The organism is Pseudidiomarina sediminum DSM 21906, from assembly GCF_000423165.1.
Lineage (GTDB): Bacteria > Pseudomonadota > Gammaproteobacteria > Enterobacterales > Alteromonadaceae > Pseudidiomarina > Pseudidiomarina sediminum.
In genome coordinates this window covers 811,307-829,261 of record NZ_KE383983.1, presented here as the reverse complement: position 1 = coordinate 829,261, position 17,955 = coordinate 811,307, and the positions used below count along the sequence as shown (strand labels likewise).

The window sequence follows — 17,955 nt, the reverse complement described above, 5'->3', positions numbered from 1 at the left end:
TATTCGCGCTACTTTCGTCGCGCTCCGTCTTTACAGTTAGTCACCGCAAGTTTATAGGGTTTTACAGCAGCTTCTGCGTACAATACTAAAATCATCGAATGTTTTCTGGTAGTCTTTGCCAGTTTTATTTTCAACAACAGGAATCAGTATGCGTGATAATAAGAAAAAGCTGAGCTTAACAGCGCGTATCGTTATAGGTATGTTTGCAGGGATATTGGTTGGCTTTCTACTTAAATTACTATTTCCGGAGAGTGTTTTAGTCGAAGGCTACTTAACCAAAGGGTTATTCCACGTCATCGGCCAAATCTTTATCAGTTCTCTCCAAATGCTGGTAGTGCCGTTAGTTTTTGTATCTTTGGTCGTCGGTACCTGCTCGCTTAGTGACCCAAGTAAGCTCGGTCGTCTTGGCGGCAAATCGGTACTGCTCTATATGATCACCACGGCTATCGCCATCAGTTTCGCGATCATGGCAGGTGTACTGATTCAACCAGGCGCTGGTGTCGCAATGCCGACCGATGCAACCTTTGAGCCATCGCAGGCACCATCATTAGCACAAGTTATCATCGACCTCTTCCCGAAAAACCCATTCTCAGCAATGGCGAACGGCAACATGCTGCAAATCATCATTTTTGCCTTGTTGTTTGGTATTGCTATGGCCTTGGTGGGTAAGCCTGGCGATCGTTTGAAAGGCTTCTTTGACGACTTCAACGAAGTGATTATGAAGCTGGTCATCATCTTGATGAACCTTGCACCTTATGGTGTCTTCGCTCTCATGGCCAAGCTCTTTAGCGAAACTGAGTTTGACACCATCTTCAGTCTTGGTAAGTACTTCTTGCTCGTTTTCGTGGTGCTCATTTTGCACGGCGTGGTCACCTACTCGTTGATCTTAAAAGGCCTCACTGGACTAAGCCCCAAAGTGTTCCTCAAGAAAATGCGCGAAGTGCAAATCTTTGGTTTCACCACATCCAGCAGTAATGCCACCATTCCGATCACGCTTGAGACAGTAACCAAGCGTCTGGGTGTGAGCAACAAAATTGGCTCGTTCACCGTACCTTTAGGTGCCACCATCAATATGGATGGTACTGCGATCATGCAAGGTGTCGCGACAGTATTTATTGCTCAGGTGTTTGTGATTGATCTCACCCTTGCTGATTACGCAATGGTCGTACTTACCGCAACCTTAGCCAGTATTGGTACCGCAGGTGTACCGGGCGTTGGCTTAATCATGTTAGCCATGGTGCTCGGTCAAGTCGGGTTACCGGTAGAAGGTATTGGCTTGATTATCGGTGTCGACCGTTTGTTAGATATGACGCGTACTTCGGTCAACGTGACTGGGGACGCGATGGTGAGCCTGATTGTTGCTAAATCTGAAGGCGAACTGGACGAAGAAATCTTCAACGATGAAAACGCAGATCTAAAAGAGCGTGACGTCCACCTCTAAAACGACTGGGGGCGTTTTAAAACGCCCCCATTTCCCGCCAAATAAAGCCCATTAAAGCCTGACTATCCACGGTCATTGTTTTACTCTCGCCGCGCACGGCCTGTGCCAACAATTGCTCCAACAACGGACCTAACAAGCTATTCACCCATTCTTGCGCATCGTGGTTGCTATGGAGCTTGGGCAGCTCAAGCTGCTCGAGACGCACACTCAGCAACGGCTGGCCTTGGTCGAAGAGATTAACGACCACATTCTCCATAACTACCGAATTTACCTGCCAATTCACTTTTTGACTGGCCTGTTGTACGGGTAATTGCTGCTGCATTTGTTCAACCACAGCATGTAAATTTGAACGCCCTTTGCCGTAGTAGGCGATGGTCAACTGAGCGTTACGTACAGTCGCTCGATCGACCGTCAGTTGCTCTTTGCGCTGACTTAACCAGTCACCTTCCAGTTGTACCTGCTCGGCCCACAACAGCTGATTCATACCGGCATCTAACGCATCGATGCGTGTTTTAACACCAACACTTGTCGCCAACAACTCCGCGGTCAGGGTGTTTAACTCAAAACTATCGTAGGTAAAGTCGGTGTTGTAGCGTTTATCCATACGCTCAGTCAATTGCTGACCGAGTCGCTCGGAAAGTGTTTGCTCAGGAACTGCCTCAGCGCAGGCGGAAAGTGTGAGTGCTCCCACAAGAGTAACGGCTAACAGGCTTGCTTTCATGATGACCTCTCTTCACCAACGTTTTTGATGACGTTCGCGATTTTCAAGTTTTTGCTCGGCATTTTTACGCAGCATGACGTACACAGAACCCGCTCCACCATGTTGGCGCTGAGCACTGTTAAAGGCCATCACTGGCTCTAATTGCTTTAACCACTTCACCACATAGCTTTTCAATAACGCCGGGTGAGGTTTGGAATGACGCCCCATGCCGTGCACTACAATAGCGGTGCGTACACCGCGACGATGACACAGTTGCACAAAGTCGAACAACGCTTGCCGTGCTTGGCGGAGACTGTGATGGTGTAAATCTAGACTCGCCTCGATGGTGTAGTGCCCTTGTTTCAAGCGTTTAAATACCCCGTGCTGAACCCCATCGCGGCGGTATTCAACCAGCGCTTCGGGTTCCACTAGGTCGACGAACTCCATCGACAAATAGTTGATATCGTCTTCTAACTGTTGCTCTGCCGCTTTGCGGCGTTCTGCCTGTGCGGCAGTTGGCTTTGCCTTTCTCGGCGTCACCACCTCATCACTGCGCAAAGGTTTCACATCCGCCATTTGCTGGCGGAAAGCTTCAAAATCGTCACTCATAACTTCTCCAGTTTACGACTTTGTCAAAAACTCCCGAATGCTGGTAAGTACTGCTGTGACATTTTTACCGATCCGTTCACCTAAAGGGCGTTTTTGCTGATAACTGACATGCAAAATGGTGTGACCTGACGCGCGCTTGAGCAACCAGCTATCGCTCGTCATGAGCTCATCGACGAGGGCAAAACCATGGGCTTGCTGTGCCGTCCAATACTCCCCCGTCGCGACTTGCTCAAGGTTTACCTGCGGTCGATAGTGGCTAATGTGCTGTTTAAATTGCTGATGGATTTGCTCCAAGTCTTCTTTAAACTTGGTCCGATCAGCATCGGTATTCTCACCAAACATGGTTAAGGTGCGCTTGTACTCGCCCGCAGTCACTTGCTCAAAATCAACATCGTGCTTTTTCAACCAACGGTGGAAGTTCGGTAGCTGCGCGATTACGCCAATAGAACCTATGATGGCGTATGGTGCCGCAACAATATGCTCTGCTACAGCGGCCATCATATAACCACCACTGGCTGCCACTTTATCAACGCTCACCACTAAGTTAAGTTGGGCTTCACGCAATCGTTGTAACTGTGCCGCACCTAGTCCATAACCATGCACAACACCACCTGGACTCTCTAACCGCACGAACACGGTATCGCCAGCTTTTGCGGCGCTCACAATGGCGGTAACCTCCGTTGCCAAAGCGTCCACTTCTTTGGCATCCATACTGCCTTTAAAATCGAGCACAAAAATACGTGGTTGCGCTTCAGCGACTGCTTTTGCCGTTTGCTTCTCAGCTTTCTTCTCGTCCTTCTGCGCTTGTTTACGCTGTTTCTTGCTCAACAGTTCATGTTCGATACTTTTTCCGATCGCCCGTAACTGTTTCGATAGGTTCGTAATTTGCAACTCACCTTGCTGCTTGCGTTGCCGCGCCGCAGCCGTTGTTACGATGCCAACCACCAGCGCAACGGCAAGTACAATCACCGCCGCTTTCAGGGCAAAGTCAGCAATACTGAGCAAAAAGTCCATGTTCACCTCAATTGGTTACCAGCAATAAAAAAGGGCCGACGAGCGGCCCTTTCAAAACTCATCTGTGTTCTAGTATACAGATTATTGCTTGATCACTGCAGTGTTCGTCACAGGAATCGCAGTCGCGTTGGTGCTAAACCAGCCCGCTGCCTGCATTTGCATTTCCATCGTTGCCGCAGCAGAGGCGCTAGGGTCAACAATAGAGCTGTGCGAACCTTCGGTGAAGCGAACCGCACCTGATACTTTTGAACCATCTACACTTGCTGTGGTTTGCGTGATTGATTCAAGCTGCAAGGCACTGATCAATGCTTCCGTACCAGCCAAAGGCTTACCTGCAACCGTGTTCGGAATCACTTGGTCAGCAAGGAAGTCAGCACCATTCCCCACAACTTCAATCAAGTGAATTGGGCTTTCGGTCGCCGTCACTTGCGCTGCGTAGTTAATTGGGTCAGCAGAGTCAATCACCGACTGAGCGGCAAAGGCAAACTGCTCAAACACACCATTGATACTAGCTTGCTCGGCAGCACTTAAACCGGCCCAGAACTGCTGATACACCTGCACCAACAAACCTTGGAAGGCTGGTGAGGTTGGCGAGACGCCAGCTTGTTGCGCAGCATTGTTCACCGCTTGCGCGAAATCAGCATTCGCCGCATACAATAATTGGCCTTTGATCACAGGACCAAACGATGGTGACGCTAACAAGAAGTTCGCGACACTTGCGCCTGGCGCCATTAGCGATGAGGCATTGACCTTAAACAAGGCTGATGCAGGAGCCAATTGGCCGCTAAGTGGAGCATTGGTCATTGCAGTAAAGCCAGTTCCCGCAATCGCACCTAACGAGTGACCGAGGAAATAAACGTTCTGACCGTTTAATGGCGCACCCATCGCAGCATTCAAGCTAACCCGTAGGCCTAACAAATCAGCAATCGACTGACGCAAGTTATCACGTGCGGTCAGTAAGCTTGCCAAGTTCATATAAGCCGTGGCACTGCCGGTGGTTGCGTTAATCGGACCAAAGCCACGATCACCATGTAACGGATGGTCAATCGCCACAGTCGCGAAGCCCATGGCCGCTAACGTACCTGCGATACCAAAGACGTTGGTTTTCTCACCGGTGATACCATGTTGGAAAATCACCACTGGCCAACCGTTCGCTGGTTCAACAAGAGGATCAAGCCCTTGTGCGGCACGTAACATGTTCGCTTTCGCGACGTCAGGTACCGTCACAACCGCTGGGATATCCATTTGCGTGGTTGCCGCAGGAATTGGGTTGTACTTGGTGATATGACGCTCTTCATCAACGCCAGGGAAGTCATAACAATTGTACGGCGGCAACAAGCGTGTTGGATCTTGTAAGCCTGCAGGGTCAACTGCAGCAGCCGGCAAAGCGCCAGCACCGATCGCACCAAGAATTGATGCTGGGCTGTCACACATTGCTTGCCAACGACCATTCAATGGTGCTTGTGGATCTTCTGCTGTCGGCACTGGTGAGTAGTACGGCAAAGTCACTTGCGCTTGATACACACTGGCTGAAATTGCTGCTAAATACGCAGGATCTTGCGGGTTAGCATCTAAGCGACCTGAAGCCACCAAAATATCCCCCACAGACATGCCCGTCGGTTGCGCCATAAGTGCAGGACCTGCACCTTGCGAGAACTGTTGGGCATACAAAGCTTTAATCGCGCCGAACGCATCATTTACCGACTGCGTGGTAAAGCTAGAAACATAAATAATTTCTTCTTTATCAACACCAAAAGCTGCAAGCGCATTTTCGTGACTGTTGATAAGACGCTGTAAACCAACCGCTGACGCATCAGCTGACACAGGATCGGTATCGGCATTGCGTTGCATCAAACCATAGGTTTGCGATGGCCAAACTGAACGCCCTAACTCGTCAGTAATGTTCGAGGTCAATACCGCCGCGTAACCTGTTTTGGCTTTCAAAGGCTTCAACGGAATAACGGCCACACCGGCTGGGCCGGTCGCCTTAACGATGAAGTCCACCCCATAGGTCAACTCAGCGACCACGGCACAAGTTGCCGCAGGGCTTGCTGCTGCACAGGCTTCATTCACAGCTGTGCCACCCATGATGGTTTCAAAAATACGAATACTACCTGGTGCTTCAAGCGAGTTCGCATCAACAGCAACAGGATTACCGTTGGCATCGTCAGGTAGCGAGAAGTCAAAGGTTAAGGTTGAGTGTGTTCCCCAGCCGTCCAAACCATTCAACGCAACCTGTGGGTTGGCATTGTCTGATGGATCAGCCACTGGAATATTCAAGGTACCATCAACACTACCGCTTAATAAGATATTTGAAGGGACAGATATGGCACCATTTGAAGGGTCAAAAACAACGCGTGTGGCGTTCACCTGATAATCGACGGTTTCAGATGTTGGTGCTTCATCACCACTACCACAACCGGCTAGCGTAAGGGCGCTTGAAATCGCCGTTACAAGTAAGAGTTTTTTCATGAGGCTTCCCCAATCCTTGTTCGTATTGTTATATCTTGAGCACCTGCAGATGCTTTTCTTTATCTTGCCTATCATCGCCTTTTCTAACTGGTAGGACAAGAGATCAACTTAACAAATTTTTATACACTGCTAACGCTTAAGTTAAAAGTATTTTCCCAGAATTTATCCGCAACAGCTGAGATACCAACGAAAAAACAGTACACTTAAGCCACATCCATTCACCTAGTGTAAGCCGAAAATGACCGAGATGCATAACAACAACGTTGAAAAGTATGATTTACAAGAGAAAGTGATTCTTGTGACGGGTGCCGGTGACGGTATCGGTAAAGAAGCCGCGTTAACTTTCGCCAAAGCAGGCGCTACTGTTATCTTGCTAGGACGCACGGTGAGCAAGTTAGAAAGCGTTTACGACGCCATTGTTGCGGCAGGTGGTGCTGAGCCGGCGATTGTACCGCTGGATATGAAAGGTGCGACCTATAGCCATTACGAAGGTATGTGCGCAACCATTATTGAACAGTTTGGTCGCCTCGATGGCTTACTGCATAACGCCAGCTTGTTGGGCGTTTTGTCACCTTTCGAACATATCGACCATGGTAACTGGCACGACCTAATGCAAGTGAATGTCACAGCGCAGTTTTTGATGACCCAAGCTTTGATGCCCGCTTTAAAGAAAGCCAAGCATGCCAGTATCGTCTTCACTTCTTCTGGTGTTGGCCGCAAAGGGCGCGCCTTTTGGGGGCCTTACGCAGTATCAAAATTCGCTACCGAAGGGTTGGTCCAAGTGATGGCTGACGAATACGAAGGTAGCTCTATTCGCATCAATGCCATCAACCCTGGGGCGACACGCACCGCGATGCGCGCGCGGGCTTATCCAGCGGAAGATCGGAATAAATTAAAAACACCAGAGGATTTAATGCCGACCTATTTGTATTTAATGAGTGACGCAAGTCTCGATGTCAATGGACAGTCGCTCAACGCACAATAACATCACCCGCAGCTTCCTTCCACAAAAAAGGCAGCATCTGCTGCCTTTTTTTATTGACGCATACGCTTAAGACGCCTCTGCTTTAGCCAGTTCGGTGCGCAACTCCAAACTCAACAGGCGTAATTGCTCAAGACGCTCTAAAGACATACTTGAACGCGCCATAAGTGTCGCGGTCAGCTCCGCAGCGTCCTGCTGCAACCTAACGCCCTTCTCGGTTAAGCTAATGATTTTTTTACGTTCGTCCTCAGGGGAGATCTTCCGCGTCAATAATCCTTTCGCTTCCAATCGTTTCACAATTGGCGTCAAGGTGCTCGAATCAAGATAGGTGTCTTGCGCGAGTGCTTTCAAGCTCACTTGATTTTTGTACCACAATGAATGCATCACTATGTATTGCGGATAAGTAAGGTCGTACGCGTCAAGCAGCGGTCGAAACGCGCGTACCAACGCATTGGTTGCACTGTATAAAGTGAAACAAACATTATCAGATAGATTTTGCGCCATATCAGAGGGTACTCGCTTGCTGGGGAGGCCATTACAACAATAATTTAGTGCTTACGCAACACACTTCATCGTTGCATTCTAACCTAACTTCAGATAAATTCACACGCAAATAGTTTGCGCACAACTTATTTGCACGCATATGTAATCAACAGCGATGTTCATAGCATGAGCATTCCAATTGAAGAGGTATTTATGTTTACCAGCCGCCAAATTCATCTTGCATCTCGACCTACGGGATTACCGACTCACGACAACTTCAAAACAGTTGAACAGGAACTACCTGAGCTGCAACACGGTCAAGTCCTCGTAAAAAACGCTTGGTTATCCGTAGACCCGTACATGCGTCCGCGTATGATTGACCGAAAGTCTTACATTGCCCCGCTACAACTCAATGAAGTCATTGAAGGAGGCGCTATTGGCGAGGTCATCGCATCAAACAACACCCAATTCCCAGTAGGAACACAGGTCAGTAATCTTGCCGGATGGTGCACGACCTTCATCAGCGACGGTACAGATCTCACTCCGCTGCCAGCGAGTGACCTACCCGCCCACCTATTTCTCGGCATGCTTGGCATGACCGGGTTAACTGCGTGGGCTGGGTTGAATAAAGTCATTCAATTAAACGCGGATGACACGGTGTTTGTTTCCGCTGCTTCTGGCGCTGTCGGCAGTATTGCCTGTCAAATTGCCAAGTTGAAGGGTTGTAAAGTCGTCGCCTCTGTCGGTTCCGATGAAAAGGCACAATGGGTTAAGTCGCTAGGAGTTGATGCTGTCATTAACTACAAAACCGTGGATAACCTTACAGAGGCGTTAAAGCAGGCCGCTCCCGAGGGCATTGATGTCTATTTCGAGAACGTGGGTGGTGAGCACTTAGAAGCTGCCTTGAATGTTATGAATGACTACGGTCGCATTTCTGTCTGTGGCATGATCGCCAACTATAACGCTGAAACGCCACAGCCTGGGCCAAGCAATCTCTTCTTTATTAACTCGAAGAAACTTACTGTTCAAGGTTTTATCGTTATCGATTACTTTGAGCATTACCCTGAGTTTTTGGCGCAAATGACCGAGTGGATGCAAGCTGGTAAAATCACTTCTGAAGTCACGATCTATGAAGGCTTAGATCAAACCGTCGATGCTTTCCTTGGTCTTTTCTCCGGCAAAAACAAAGGCAAGATGCTGGTGAAACTGTAATCCTGCATTGCTGCATTTGTGGTTGGCGACGGCCACAAATGCACAGCTTCCTCATTCTCTCTTCTGCTTGAGCTCGCATAGCGCCAATGATTTATCATCTCTCTTGTCAAAAATCTCCTACATTGACTAATAGGGTACGGGGGTATACTATAAAACCACATTAACCAATGGAACTGCGCTCATGCAACAGACAGTGACACCACACCCTGACACCTTAAAAACCAAATTAAACGCACGTTTAAAGCGGATTGAAGGACAAGTTCGCGGGTTACAGAAAATGATCGATAACGACACCTATTGCGACGATGTTTTAACCCAGCTTGCATCCGTTCAAGCGGCGCTGAACGGTGTCGCCAAACAGTTACTCAGTCAACACATGCACACGTGCGTCAAAACACGCCTCGAAAAGGGTGACGACACTGTCCTAGACGAACTAGATGTCACTATCGCACGCCTATTGAAACGCTAAGGAGACCCAGCATGACGACCGAGACATTACAACTGCAACTCTCTGGAATGAGCTGCGCAGGTTGCGCGCGCAGTATCGAAAAAGCGTTAGGCGGTATCGACGGGGTTGCTGCAGTGCAAGTCAACTTTGCAACTGAGGTGGCCGCCGTGAATGGGCAACACCTCAATCCTGAGGCACTCATTGCTGCGGTACGCGAAGCCGGTTATCAAGCGAGCCTTATTGATCACAGTAAGCCCGAAAACGATCCGCGCGAGGCCGAACAACGCCGCCAAGGGATAAAATTTGGCATCGCTGCGGTGCTGTCACTGCCCTTGCTTTATACCATGTTTGGCCACTTCAGCTGGACCCAAGGAATTCCCGTTCCTGACGTACTCATGGCACCTTGGTTACAACTCCTGCTCGCCACACCGGTACAGTTTATTATTGGCTGGCAATTCTATCGAGGCAGTTATCATGCACTAAAAGCAGGTGCTGCCAATATGGATGTCTTGGTCGCGCTGGGAACTTCAGCGGCCTACTTTTACAGCATTTATCTGGCGTGGTTTACGCCGAACTTTGATCCCCATCAAGGGCTCTATTTTGAAACCAGCGCCGTACTCATCACCTTGATCATTCTTGGCAAGTGGTTTGAGGCGCGCGCCAAGGGGCGTTCATCGAGCGCCTTGAAGCAACTACTTGAATTGCAGCCACAACAAGCCTTACGCGAAGTCGCTGAACAGCAAACAGAGTCGGTTGCGGTACGCGATCTAAACCACGGTGATATCGTTCATGTCCGCCCCGGTCAAAGTGTTCCCGTCGACGGCGAGGTGCTCGAGGGTGACAGTGCTATCGACGAATCGATGCTCACCGGCGAAAGCATGCCGGTAAGTAAAACGGTTGGCGATCAAGTGATCGGTGGCACCCTTAACACCACCGGTTTCTTGCGGGTTCAAGTACAACAAATCGGCGCTGAGACGGCGCTTGCGAAAATCGTCGCTGTAGTTGAGCAAGCACAGAACTCAAAGGCGCCGATTCAGCGATTGGCTGATAAAGTCGCCAGTATCTTTGTACCTGTGGTACTGGTGATTGCCGTGCTTACCCTCATTGTCTGGTTGAGCTTAGTGGCGCCGGGCGATTGGCGGGCGGCCTTTGAAGCCACTGTCGCAGTGCTCGTTATTGCCTGCCCCTGCGCATTAGGTCTGGCGACGCCAACCTCAATCATGGCGGGTTCAGGACGTGCGGCTCAGCAAGGTGTGCTATTTAAGCAAAGTGAGGTGCTTGAACGCACACAAGCCATCGATACTATTGTCTTCGATAAAACTGGCACCCTTACTGAAGGCAAGCCTAAGCTTACCGATCTGATATGGTTCGTAGACGCAGAACACGCGCATATTGCAGCGGGTGTTATAGCACTTGAGCAACAATCCGAGCACCCGTTGGCCCAAGCTGTAGTCGCCGGCCTACAACAAGATTATCCAGAGCTGGCCAAAGTTCGTGTGAGCCAATTCGCCGCGCATCAGGGCAAAGGTGTCAGTGGCACTATTGCCGACGCGCAAGGTGAGCACACGCTTTGGATTGGCAATCTCCGCTTGCTCGAAGAACAAGGCATCAGCTGTACCGCAGAACAGATCCAACAACGCGAACAGCTGCAACGCCAAGGCAAAACCGTCATGGCAGTGGCCGCCCGTGACCAATTGGTCGCTTTCATCGCGGTCGCTGATACGCTGCGCGACAGCAGTATCAGCGCCCTACAGCTCCTGCGCGAGCGGGGCCTGAATTTAGTCATGCTCACCGGCGATAACCGACAAACCGCCGAAGCCATCGCCAGCCAACTCGGACTCGATCAGGTCATTGCCGAAGTTCTCCCCGAGGATAAAGCCGCGCACATCGAACGTTTACAGCAACAAGGCAAACGTGTTGCTATGGTCGGTGACGGTGTCAATGACGCCCCTGCCCTCGCAGTAGCTGACGTTGGCATAGCCATGGGAACGGGTACCGATGTTGCCATCGAGACCGCCGACATCGCACTGATGCGCGCTGACTTACATGGTCTGGTGCAAGCCCTTGAGGTAAGTCAGGCCACGGTCCGCAATATTCGCCAAAACCTATTTTGGGCCTTTGCGTACAACACCGTTGGCATTCCAATTGCCGCGTCCGGGCTGCTGGCACCTTGGCTCGCCGGCGGAGCTATGGCACTAAGCTCGGTTTCCGTCGTACTCAACGCACTGCGTTTACAACGGCTGAAGTTCGACAAACTTAGCTAGAAGATTGTGGTCAGTCACAGCATGGTTTATCGTAAGGATAACGTTAATACCCTATTGAGAGTGTTATGCCTGTACTGACCACTATTGTTGCACTCGCGATTGATGTGCATGTTTTGTCTTCACGCCCTGATGTCAATTGGATTGGCATCAGCAGTCCTAGTCCCAAGGTCATTTGGCTGAGCGGTAGTAAGGCCACCATTGCGCGTAGTATCGATGGTGGCCAGTCCTGGGACTATAGCCAACCGACCAGCAGTGAATTGCAGTTTCGTGATATCGAAGCGCTTGATGATCAGCACGCCTACGCCCTTAGCATTGGTACGAACGGTGACTCACGCATTTATTACAGCAATAACGGCGGGAAAAACTGGCAACTGCGCTATCGCGCCAGCGGCAACCAATTCCTCAATTGTCTCGCGGTCGTGCCACGGACCAACGAAGCTTGGGTCTATGGCGATAGTATCGATGGCCAGTGGGACCTCGTGCGCGCTCCAGATGGACGCAATTGGTTGCCTTCACGCAATGCTATCGACAGCCCTCCGCTCGACGCCGAAGGTGGTTTAGCTGCGAGCGGTGGTTGTGTTCGCTTCAATAACGATGTCTGGGCAATGGGCACGGCCAATGCCAGTACCGCGCGCTTGCTGGTAAAACGCGCTTCGGGCATTCGTTTCAAAGCGATCGATACCCCGATTGCCGCCGGCCCAGCCGCCGGTATTGCAAGTGTTTGGCCACTTAACGAACGTCACGTGTTAATGGTTGGCGGTGATCTCAACCAGCCCGAACGCCGTCCGCGTATTGCCGAGTACCACCGAGGCACCTTCACCGAGCTCAGTGAACCGCCCCTTGCAGGTGCGCTTTACAGCTTAACCCTAACCAATGACCAAGGCTTGCTGGTCACCAATCCTGCAGGTGCTGCATACTTACCGAATAAAGACAGTGAGGACTGGCAACTGTTAAGCGAAGAGAATATTTGGAATACAGCCTGTAATAGCGTGAACTGCTATTTGATTGGTAAGGACGGGTATGTTGCGCGGTTTGCCGTGCCGCGCAACGATTAATTACCGCTTTACAAGTTAAGTAACGCCATGCCACCAGCAAGGTGGCTGACGTTACAAAAACCAAAGCGGGTTAGCACTTGTGCCGCCACACCACTACGGTTTCCTGAACGACAGAGACAGACGACCGGGCGATCAGCAAAGGTCTCGCGATAGTCATAAATAAACTGCACCAAACGCGTCAATGGCACATTCATCACTTGCGCTGGAAGTTCGAGCGGCGTCACTTGGTGTTCTTGCTGCTCACGCACATCAAGCACTAAGGTTTCCGGACGACGTAGCCACTCCAGTTGCTGCTCTGGGCCGATATTGACCAGCTCACAACCACAAGGCGTGTCGTTCAACTCATCCAAGAGCTGCGCAATCGCAAAGGTTTCGTCGGTCTTGGCACAGAGCAAGGTATGCTTGCCCACAGCTTGATTCAACAATTGTGGCGACGCTTGTTCACCAATAAAGGCAAAATCAACTTTGGCTTCAGCATTCGCAGCAATAGGTGAGCTCAACAAATAAATAGGCTGACGCGTACCGACACGATACAAACGACGATTGCCAACCAGTAAACAGCCATCGGTTGGCACGTCACAATCACGCGGCACACTACAATCGGCCGCCGCCGAAAGTGGCCAACCGACGTTATCACGTGCCGCATCACAACCACTGGCGCATAACAACTGTGCCAACATTGCCGCAGGACTATCTGCGCCTTGTTGCTCGGTCGTCACCACCGCTTTCACACGATAATGCTGACAGGCCACTAACTTTTCGATCCGTTCAGCCAGTTGCGGGACCGGATCAATCACCGCCATCTCGCGGGCACTACGGTCAATGACTAAGTAGCAGCAGTGTGCGTCAAAGCGCAACTGCACCACGCCGTCAAGCTCGCTATCGAAATCTTCATTGGTGTCGCTAAGCAGTAGGCATGATTGTCGTAACGCATGCGCGGCCTCTTTGATGCGCTGACACGCAGCATCAATCGTTGCCTGTTCAGTGGCCGGCCCGAACGATAAACGAATCGCCGACTGTGAGCGCCAGTCATCTAGCCCCATGGCATCAAGCACGAAACTACGGGTCACTTTTGAACTACAGGCCGAACCTGAGCTAACCCGAATATTGGCGGCATCGAAGACATCCATGATGTCACGTGACGGCACACCACGTACCGAAAAGTTCAAGGTGGTCGGAACCGAATATTCCAACGCATGATTCAGCTCAAGCGATGGAAAGGCCATGCGAAGCGCCTCCAGCAATTGCTCGCGGTACTGGTTTAACACGGTCACCGGCTTAAACACTTGCTGTTGTTTATCCAACAACAACTCAAATAAAGTATGCAGCGCTGCAATACCCGGTAAGTTTTCAGTGCCTGAGCGCAACCCTTGCTCTTGGCCACCACCAATAATTAATGGCGTGAAAGGTCGTTGCTCACGTACATACAAAAAGCCGATGCCTTTCGGCCCATAGAGTTTGTGGCCACTAAAAGGCGCGTAATCAATGGTGGTTTCCGACAGCGCGAAGTCAGCTTTGCCAAGCATCTGTACGCAATCTACCATCCAGGGTACTTCAGGTGCGACCTGACGAATGACTCTTTCTAAGGTCGCTAAATCTTGTCGCACGCCAGTTTCGTTATTCACCGCCATGGTACAAATCATCAGCGCCTGTGGAAGGTGTGCGCTGATGAAATCAAAATCAAGTAAGCCATTTTGATCCACCGGAATCGCTTTCAACTCAGCACCAATGCCAAGCAACTCATTCCAATGTGCTAAAGCTTGCGGCACAGCTTTATGTTCCGTCGCCCCATACAACAGATACTTTCCCTGAGTGGGCTGTTGCGCATGGGTCAGCGCCGACAACACTGCCGTTTGAATACCTTCTGTCGCGCCACTGGTAAAGACCAAATGGCCACGCGGCGCGCCGATAACTTCGCGGCCCAGCCGGCGCGTGTTATCGAGGATATAACGTGCCTGTAATCCAGTAATATGGCTACTACTTGGATTCCCAAACACCTGCTCCATGGTATGCGAAACTGCCGCAGCGATTTGCGGCAGTACCGGAGTTGTTGCATTGCAGTCGAGATAGATTTCGTCTTCTTTTGGACGAATATGTATAGGTGTGACCATGTTTACCACTTAATGAATTTGGTTTTTCTTCCACTCTTCTTCTTTTGCCATGCGCGCCTTTTTATCGTCGCAAGGCTCATCGCAATCACAGGCTTTGTCCATGCCCAGCGAGGCAATCCCGCCACAACTTCCTGAAATCGATTTTTGTTGCACAATGAACCCTACCGACATGGCGAGCACCACTAACAAAAAGATGCCAAAAACAATTAAAAACAACCCCATGCGGACCTCCAGAGTTACTGCAAATAAGGTAGAAAAGCAGTACTAGTGTACTCTTTAAACGTATCGTTTTCACGCGTGATCAGCAACACCGCCAACTGCTTTTCTTCAGCAAAGGCAAGCGCACGCTCCGGCCCCATGACCGTTAATGCAGTTGCATAAGCATCAGCATCCATACTGGTCGAAGTGACCACGGTCACAGACACTAAGTTGTGCTGGATCGGATAGCCCGTATTCGGATCGATAATATGTGAATAACGCACGCCGTCTTGTTCAAAATAGTTACGATAGTCACCCGAAGTTGCTACAGCGTTATTGCCCGGTTCGATAATCCGTTGCGCGGCACGCTGGGTATTATCAGGACGCTCGATCGCAATACGCCACGGCTGATTACCAGGCTTTGCACCTTTCATCCGCATTTCGCCGCCAATTTCGACCAAATAATTTTGGATCTCCATGCCCTCAAGTAGACGAGCAACGCGATCCACGCCATAGCCCTTAGCGATCGTCGATAAGTCAACATAGAGCTCTGGAATGCGTTTTTGCAACTGATGGTTCTCTACCACCAAGTGGTGGTAACCCGTTTGCGCTTGAGCAGCCTTAAGTTCAGTAACAGTAGGCACACGTTCAGGACGTTGTTGCGGGCCAAAACTCCATAGATTCACCAAAGGTCCGACGGTTACATCGAGTACACCATTGGTTTCTTCGGCAATTTCCAACGCCCGACGCACGACTTCCTCGAGCGCACGCGACACCACCAAAGGCTCGGTCGATTGTCGCTGGTTGAAACGCGAGAGCTCCGATTCCGGGTCGTAGGTCGACATCTGGCCGTTGATCTGTGCCAACAAAGTGTCAACGCGCGACTTTACCTCTTCGGTGTCATGCCGCGGGTTCGCCGAGACATAACGAATATGATACGTCGTTCCCATGGTCTCACCAGAGACAGCAAGCTGCTGCGGTGCATGGGAGCAAGAAACAAAAAAGGCTAGCCCTACCAGGGCTAGCCAGATATAACGTAATGATGACATCATCACTTAATTACCCACCAAAGTCATCCAACATGATGTTTTCATCTTCTACGCCCAAGTCTTTGAGCATATTGATGACCGCGGCATTCATCACCGGCGGTCCACACATGTAGAATTCACAATCTTCTGGTGCTTCGTGGTCTTTCAAGTAACGTTCGAAAAGAACATTATGGATGAAGCCAGTATCACCTTCCCAATTGTCTTCTGGTTGTGGATCAGAAAGCGCCACGTGCCATTCAAAGTTTTCATTCTCGCGCTGCAACATATCGAAGTCTTCAACGTAGAACATTTCTTTCTTCGAACGCGCACCGTACCAGAATGAAATCTTACGGTTGGTGTTCAAACGACGTAATTGATCGAAAATGTGTGAACGCATTGGCGCCATACCAGCACCACCGCCGATAAAGACCATTTCCGCGTCAGTATCTTTGGCGAAGAACTCACCAAATGGACCAGAAATCGTGACTTTATCACCCGCTTTCAAACTAAAGATGTACGATGACATCTTACCTGCTGGCAGGCTTAAGTTGTTTGGTGGTGGCGTTGCACAACGCACGTTCAACATGATGATGCCTTTCTCGTCTGGATAGTTCGCCATCGAGTAAGCACGGATCGTTTCGTCATCAACTTTGGACTCAATGTCAAAGAAGCCAAAACGTTCCCAATCACCACGGAATTTCTCTTCAATGTCGAAGTCTTTGTATTTCACATGATGCGGTGGAGCTTCAATCTGAATGTAACCACCGGCACGGAAAGGAACTTCTTCACCTTCTGGCAACTGTACAACAAACTCTTTAATGAAGGTCGCAACGTTGTCGTTCGACTTCACGGTACAGTCCCACTTACGAATACCGAAGACTTCCTCAGGAAGTTCGATCTTCATATTTTGTTTGACGTTTACCTGACATGAAAGACGTACACCTTCACGGGCTTCTTTCTTGTTGATGTGGTCACGTTCGGTTGGCAGGATATCACCGCCCCCCTCAAGTACTTTAACGGTACACTGGCCACATGAGCCACCACCACCACATGCCGACGACACGAAGATACCTGAATTGGCCAACGCACCTAGTAACTTCGCACCAGGTTGCGTGGTAATTTTCTTATCTTCGTCGTCGTTAATCAAAATCTCGACGTCACCCTGAGGTACCAACTTTGATTTAGCGAACATAATCACCGCTACCAAAATTAATACGATCACGGTAAACATGCCTACGCCGAGCGCTATAAGTGTTAAATCTTGCCCTTGCATCGACTCTTACCTCTTTTATTATCCGTTGCTTTCGTTACTGGTGCTATTACAGGGATACGCCAGAGAATGACATAAAGCCCAAACCAATGAGACCGACAGTGATGAAGGTAATACCAAGGCCACGAAGACCATCTGGTACGTCTGCATACTTCAGTTTCTCGCGTACAGCTGCCAGTGCAACGATTGCAAGTGCCCAGCCAACACCACCACCAATACCGTAAACGATACTTTCGCTAAAGGTATAATCACGCTCAACCATGAACGAAACGCCACCGAAAATCGCACAGTTTACTGTGATCAATGGTAAGAAGATGCCTAGAGCGTTGTAGAGCGCAGGAACGTATTTGTCCAACGCCATCTCAAGGATCTGAACCAAAGCAGCGATAACGCCGATAAAGGTCAAGAAACGCAAGAAGCTAAGGTCTGCGTCTGGAAAACCAGCCCAATCCAACGCGCCGGGAGCCAAAATGTTGTGGTACACAAGGTTGTTCACTGGTACCGAAATACCAAGAACAACGATAACAGCAACACCTAGACCAAAGGCTGTTTTAACTTTTTTCGATACCGCCAAGAAGGTACACATGCCCAAGAAGAATGACAGGGCAAGGTTTTCTACGAATACCGATTTAACAAATAAACTAATATAAGCTTCCATGATCGGCTCC

At 50.0% G+C, this 17,955-nt stretch carries 16 protein-coding genes; 6 read left to right on the top strand and 10 right to left on the bottom strand.

Annotated features, from left to right (window positions below; all coding sequences use genetic code 11):
* Positions 1-148 precede the first annotated feature (148 nt).
* On the top strand, positions 149-1,441 hold the full coding sequence (locus G535_RS0109150) for a dicarboxylate/amino acid:cation symporter (RefSeq protein WP_026861788.1): 1,293 nt from the start codon (positions 149-151) through the stop codon (positions 1,439-1,441).
* Between the two features lie 16 nt (positions 1,442-1,457).
* On the opposite strand, the gene G535_RS13365 is transcribed toward G535_RS0109150, so the two are convergent.
* The 4 genes from G535_RS13365 to G535_RS0109130 form a co-directional block, all read right to left on the bottom strand.
* Positions 1,458-2,162 carry a hypothetical protein gene (locus tag G535_RS13365; RefSeq protein WP_051207111.1) on the bottom strand — a complete coding sequence of 235 codons (705 nt, stop codon included), beginning with the start codon at positions 2,160-2,162 and terminating at the stop codon, positions 1,458-1,460.
* A 12-nt stretch (positions 2,163-2,174) separates the two neighbouring features.
* Positions 2,175-2,750 carry a DNA endonuclease SmrA gene (smrA, locus tag G535_RS0109140; protein ID WP_026861787.1) on the bottom strand — a complete coding sequence of 192 codons (576 nt, stop codon included), beginning with the start codon at positions 2,748-2,750 and terminating at the stop codon, positions 2,175-2,177.
* Positions 2,751-2,762: 12 nt separating this feature from the next.
* The gene (gene sohB, locus G535_RS0109135; RefSeq protein WP_026861786.1) at positions 2,763-3,764 is read right to left on the bottom strand and encodes a protease SohB; all 1,002 of its coding nucleotides are present in this window, start codon (positions 3,762-3,764) and stop codon (positions 2,763-2,765) included.
* 81 nt (positions 3,765-3,845) lie between these two features.
* The gene (locus tag G535_RS0109130; RefSeq protein WP_026861785.1) at positions 3,846-6,236 is read right to left on the bottom strand and encodes a VolA/Pla-1 family phospholipase; all 2,391 of its coding nucleotides are present in this window, start codon (positions 6,234-6,236) and stop codon (positions 3,846-3,848) included.
* A 247-nt stretch (positions 6,237-6,483) separates the two neighbouring features.
* Between G535_RS0109130 and G535_RS0109125 the strand changes: the two genes are divergently transcribed.
* Complete coding sequence (locus tag G535_RS0109125; RefSeq protein WP_026861784.1) at positions 6,484-7,221, top strand: YciK family oxidoreductase; 738 nt, start codon at positions 6,484-6,486, stop codon at positions 7,219-7,221.
* Between the two features lie 66 nt (positions 7,222-7,287).
* On the opposite strand, the gene G535_RS0109120 is transcribed toward G535_RS0109125, so the two are convergent.
* Positions 7,288-7,722 carry a MarR family winged helix-turn-helix transcriptional regulator gene (locus G535_RS0109120; protein WP_026861783.1) on the bottom strand — a complete coding sequence of 145 codons (435 nt, stop codon included), beginning with the start codon at positions 7,720-7,722 and terminating at the stop codon, positions 7,288-7,290.
* 165 nt (positions 7,723-7,887) lie between these two features.
* On the opposite strand from G535_RS0109120, the gene G535_RS0109115 reads away from it, so the two are divergent.
* The 4 genes from G535_RS0109115 to G535_RS13355 all read left to right on the top strand — a co-directional run bounded on the left by G535_RS0109115 (position 7,888) and on the right by G535_RS13355 (position 12,680).
* Entirely contained in the window at positions 7,888-8,913 is a 1,026-nt protein-coding gene (locus G535_RS0109115; protein ID WP_051207109.1) for an NADP-dependent oxidoreductase, read from the top strand.
* A gap of 181 nt (positions 8,914-9,094) precedes the next feature.
* Entirely contained in the window at positions 9,095-9,382 is a 288-nt protein-coding gene (locus tag G535_RS0109110; RefSeq protein ID WP_026861781.1) for a metal-sensitive transcriptional regulator, read from the top strand.
* An 11-nt stretch (positions 9,383-9,393) separates the two neighbouring features.
* On the top strand, positions 9,394-11,625 hold the full coding sequence (locus tag G535_RS13360; protein ID WP_034727967.1) for a heavy metal translocating P-type ATPase: 2,232 nt from the start codon (positions 9,394-9,396) through the stop codon (positions 11,623-11,625).
* Positions 11,626-11,690: 65 nt separating this feature from the next.
* On the top strand, positions 11,691-12,680 hold the full coding sequence (locus G535_RS13355; RefSeq protein WP_051207107.1) for a WD40/YVTN/BNR-like repeat-containing protein: 990 nt from the start codon (positions 11,691-11,693) through the stop codon (positions 12,678-12,680).
* 8 nt (positions 12,681-12,688) lie between these two features.
* Here G535_RS13355 and G535_RS0109095 read toward each other — a convergent pair whose 3' ends face one another.
* Genes G535_RS0109095 through nqrE form a run of 5 tightly spaced genes read right to left on the bottom strand, consistent with a single transcriptional unit; the run spans position 12,689 to position 17,945 of the window.
* Complete coding sequence (locus tag G535_RS0109095; RefSeq protein ID WP_034727964.1) at positions 12,689-14,791, bottom strand: aminotransferase class V-fold PLP-dependent enzyme; 2,103 nt, start codon at positions 14,789-14,791, stop codon at positions 12,689-12,691.
* A 9-nt stretch (positions 14,792-14,800) separates the two neighbouring features.
* Positions 14,801-15,013, bottom strand: coding sequence for a (Na+)-NQR maturation NqrM (gene nqrM, locus G535_RS0109090; protein WP_026861779.1), 213 nt, complete (start codon positions 15,011-15,013; stop codon positions 14,801-14,803).
* Between the two features lie 14 nt (positions 15,014-15,027).
* A complete protein-coding gene (locus G535_RS0109085; RefSeq protein ID WP_241970443.1) occupies positions 15,028-16,041 on the bottom strand; it encodes an FAD:protein FMN transferase in 1,014 nt (337 codons plus the stop codon).
* 7 nt (positions 16,042-16,048) lie between these two features.
* Positions 16,049-17,290, bottom strand: coding sequence for an NADH:ubiquinone reductase (Na(+)-transporting) subunit F (gene nqrF / locus G535_RS0109080; RefSeq protein ID WP_026861777.1), 1,242 nt, complete (start codon positions 17,288-17,290; stop codon positions 16,049-16,051).
* A gap of 46 nt (positions 17,291-17,336) precedes the next feature.
* Positions 17,337-17,945: an NADH:ubiquinone reductase (Na(+)-transporting) subunit E gene (gene nqrE, locus G535_RS0109075; protein ID WP_026861776.1), complete on the bottom strand. Its 609-nt coding sequence runs from the start codon at positions 17,943-17,945 to the stop codon at positions 17,337-17,339.
* Between the last annotated feature and the right edge of the window lie 10 nt (positions 17,946-17,955).

What these genes read in the sequence shown, in the direction of transcription:
- G535_RS0109150 (WP_026861788.1), top strand. Translation starts at nt 149, where the DNA reads ATGCGTGATAATAAGAAAAAGCTGAGCTTAACAGCGCGTATCGTTATA.
- G535_RS13365 (WP_051207111.1), bottom strand. Translation starts at nt 2,162, where the DNA reads ATGAAAGCAAGCCTGTTAGCCGTTACTCTTGTGGGAGCACTCACACTT.
- smrA (WP_026861787.1), bottom strand. Translation starts at nt 2,750, where the DNA reads ATGAGTGACGATTTTGAAGCTTTCCGCCAGCAAATGGCGGATGTGAAA.
- sohB (WP_026861786.1), bottom strand. Translation starts at nt 3,764, where the DNA reads ATGGACTTTTTGCTCAGTATTGCTGACTTTGCCCTGAAAGCGGCGGTG.
- G535_RS0109130 (WP_026861785.1), bottom strand. Translation starts at nt 6,236, where the DNA reads ATGAAAAAACTCTTACTTGTAACGGCGATTTCAAGCGCCCTTACGCTA.
- G535_RS0109125 (WP_026861784.1), top strand. Translation starts at nt 6,484, where the DNA reads ATGCATAACAACAACGTTGAAAAGTATGATTTACAAGAGAAAGTGATT.
- G535_RS0109120 (WP_026861783.1), bottom strand. Translation starts at nt 7,722, where the DNA reads ATGGCGCAAAATCTATCTGATAATGTTTGTTTCACTTTATACAGTGCA.
- G535_RS0109115 (WP_051207109.1), top strand. Translation starts at nt 7,888, where the DNA reads ATGAGCATTCCAATTGAAGAGGTATTTATGTTTACCAGCCGCCAAATT.
- G535_RS0109110 (WP_026861781.1), top strand. Translation starts at nt 9,095, where the DNA reads ATGCAACAGACAGTGACACCACACCCTGACACCTTAAAAACCAAATTA.
- G535_RS13360 (WP_034727967.1), top strand. Translation starts at nt 9,394, where the DNA reads ATGACGACCGAGACATTACAACTGCAACTCTCTGGAATGAGCTGCGCA.
- G535_RS13355 (WP_051207107.1), top strand. Translation starts at nt 11,691, where the DNA reads ATGCCTGTACTGACCACTATTGTTGCACTCGCGATTGATGTGCATGTT.
- G535_RS0109095 (WP_034727964.1), bottom strand. Translation starts at nt 14,791, where the DNA reads ATGGTCACACCTATACATATTCGTCCAAAAGAAGACGAAATCTATCTC.
- nqrM (WP_026861779.1), bottom strand. Translation starts at nt 15,013, where the DNA reads ATGGGGTTGTTTTTAATTGTTTTTGGCATCTTTTTGTTAGTGGTGCTC.
- G535_RS0109085 (WP_241970443.1), bottom strand. Translation starts at nt 16,041, where the DNA reads ATGATGTCATCATTACGTTATATCTGGCTAGCCCTGGTAGGGCTAGCC.
- nqrF (WP_026861777.1), bottom strand. Translation starts at nt 17,290, where the DNA reads ATGCAAGGGCAAGATTTAACACTTATAGCGCTCGGCGTAGGCATGTTT.
- nqrE (WP_026861776.1), bottom strand. Translation starts at nt 17,945, where the DNA reads ATGGAAGCTTATATTAGTTTATTTGTTAAATCGGTATTCGTAGAAAAC.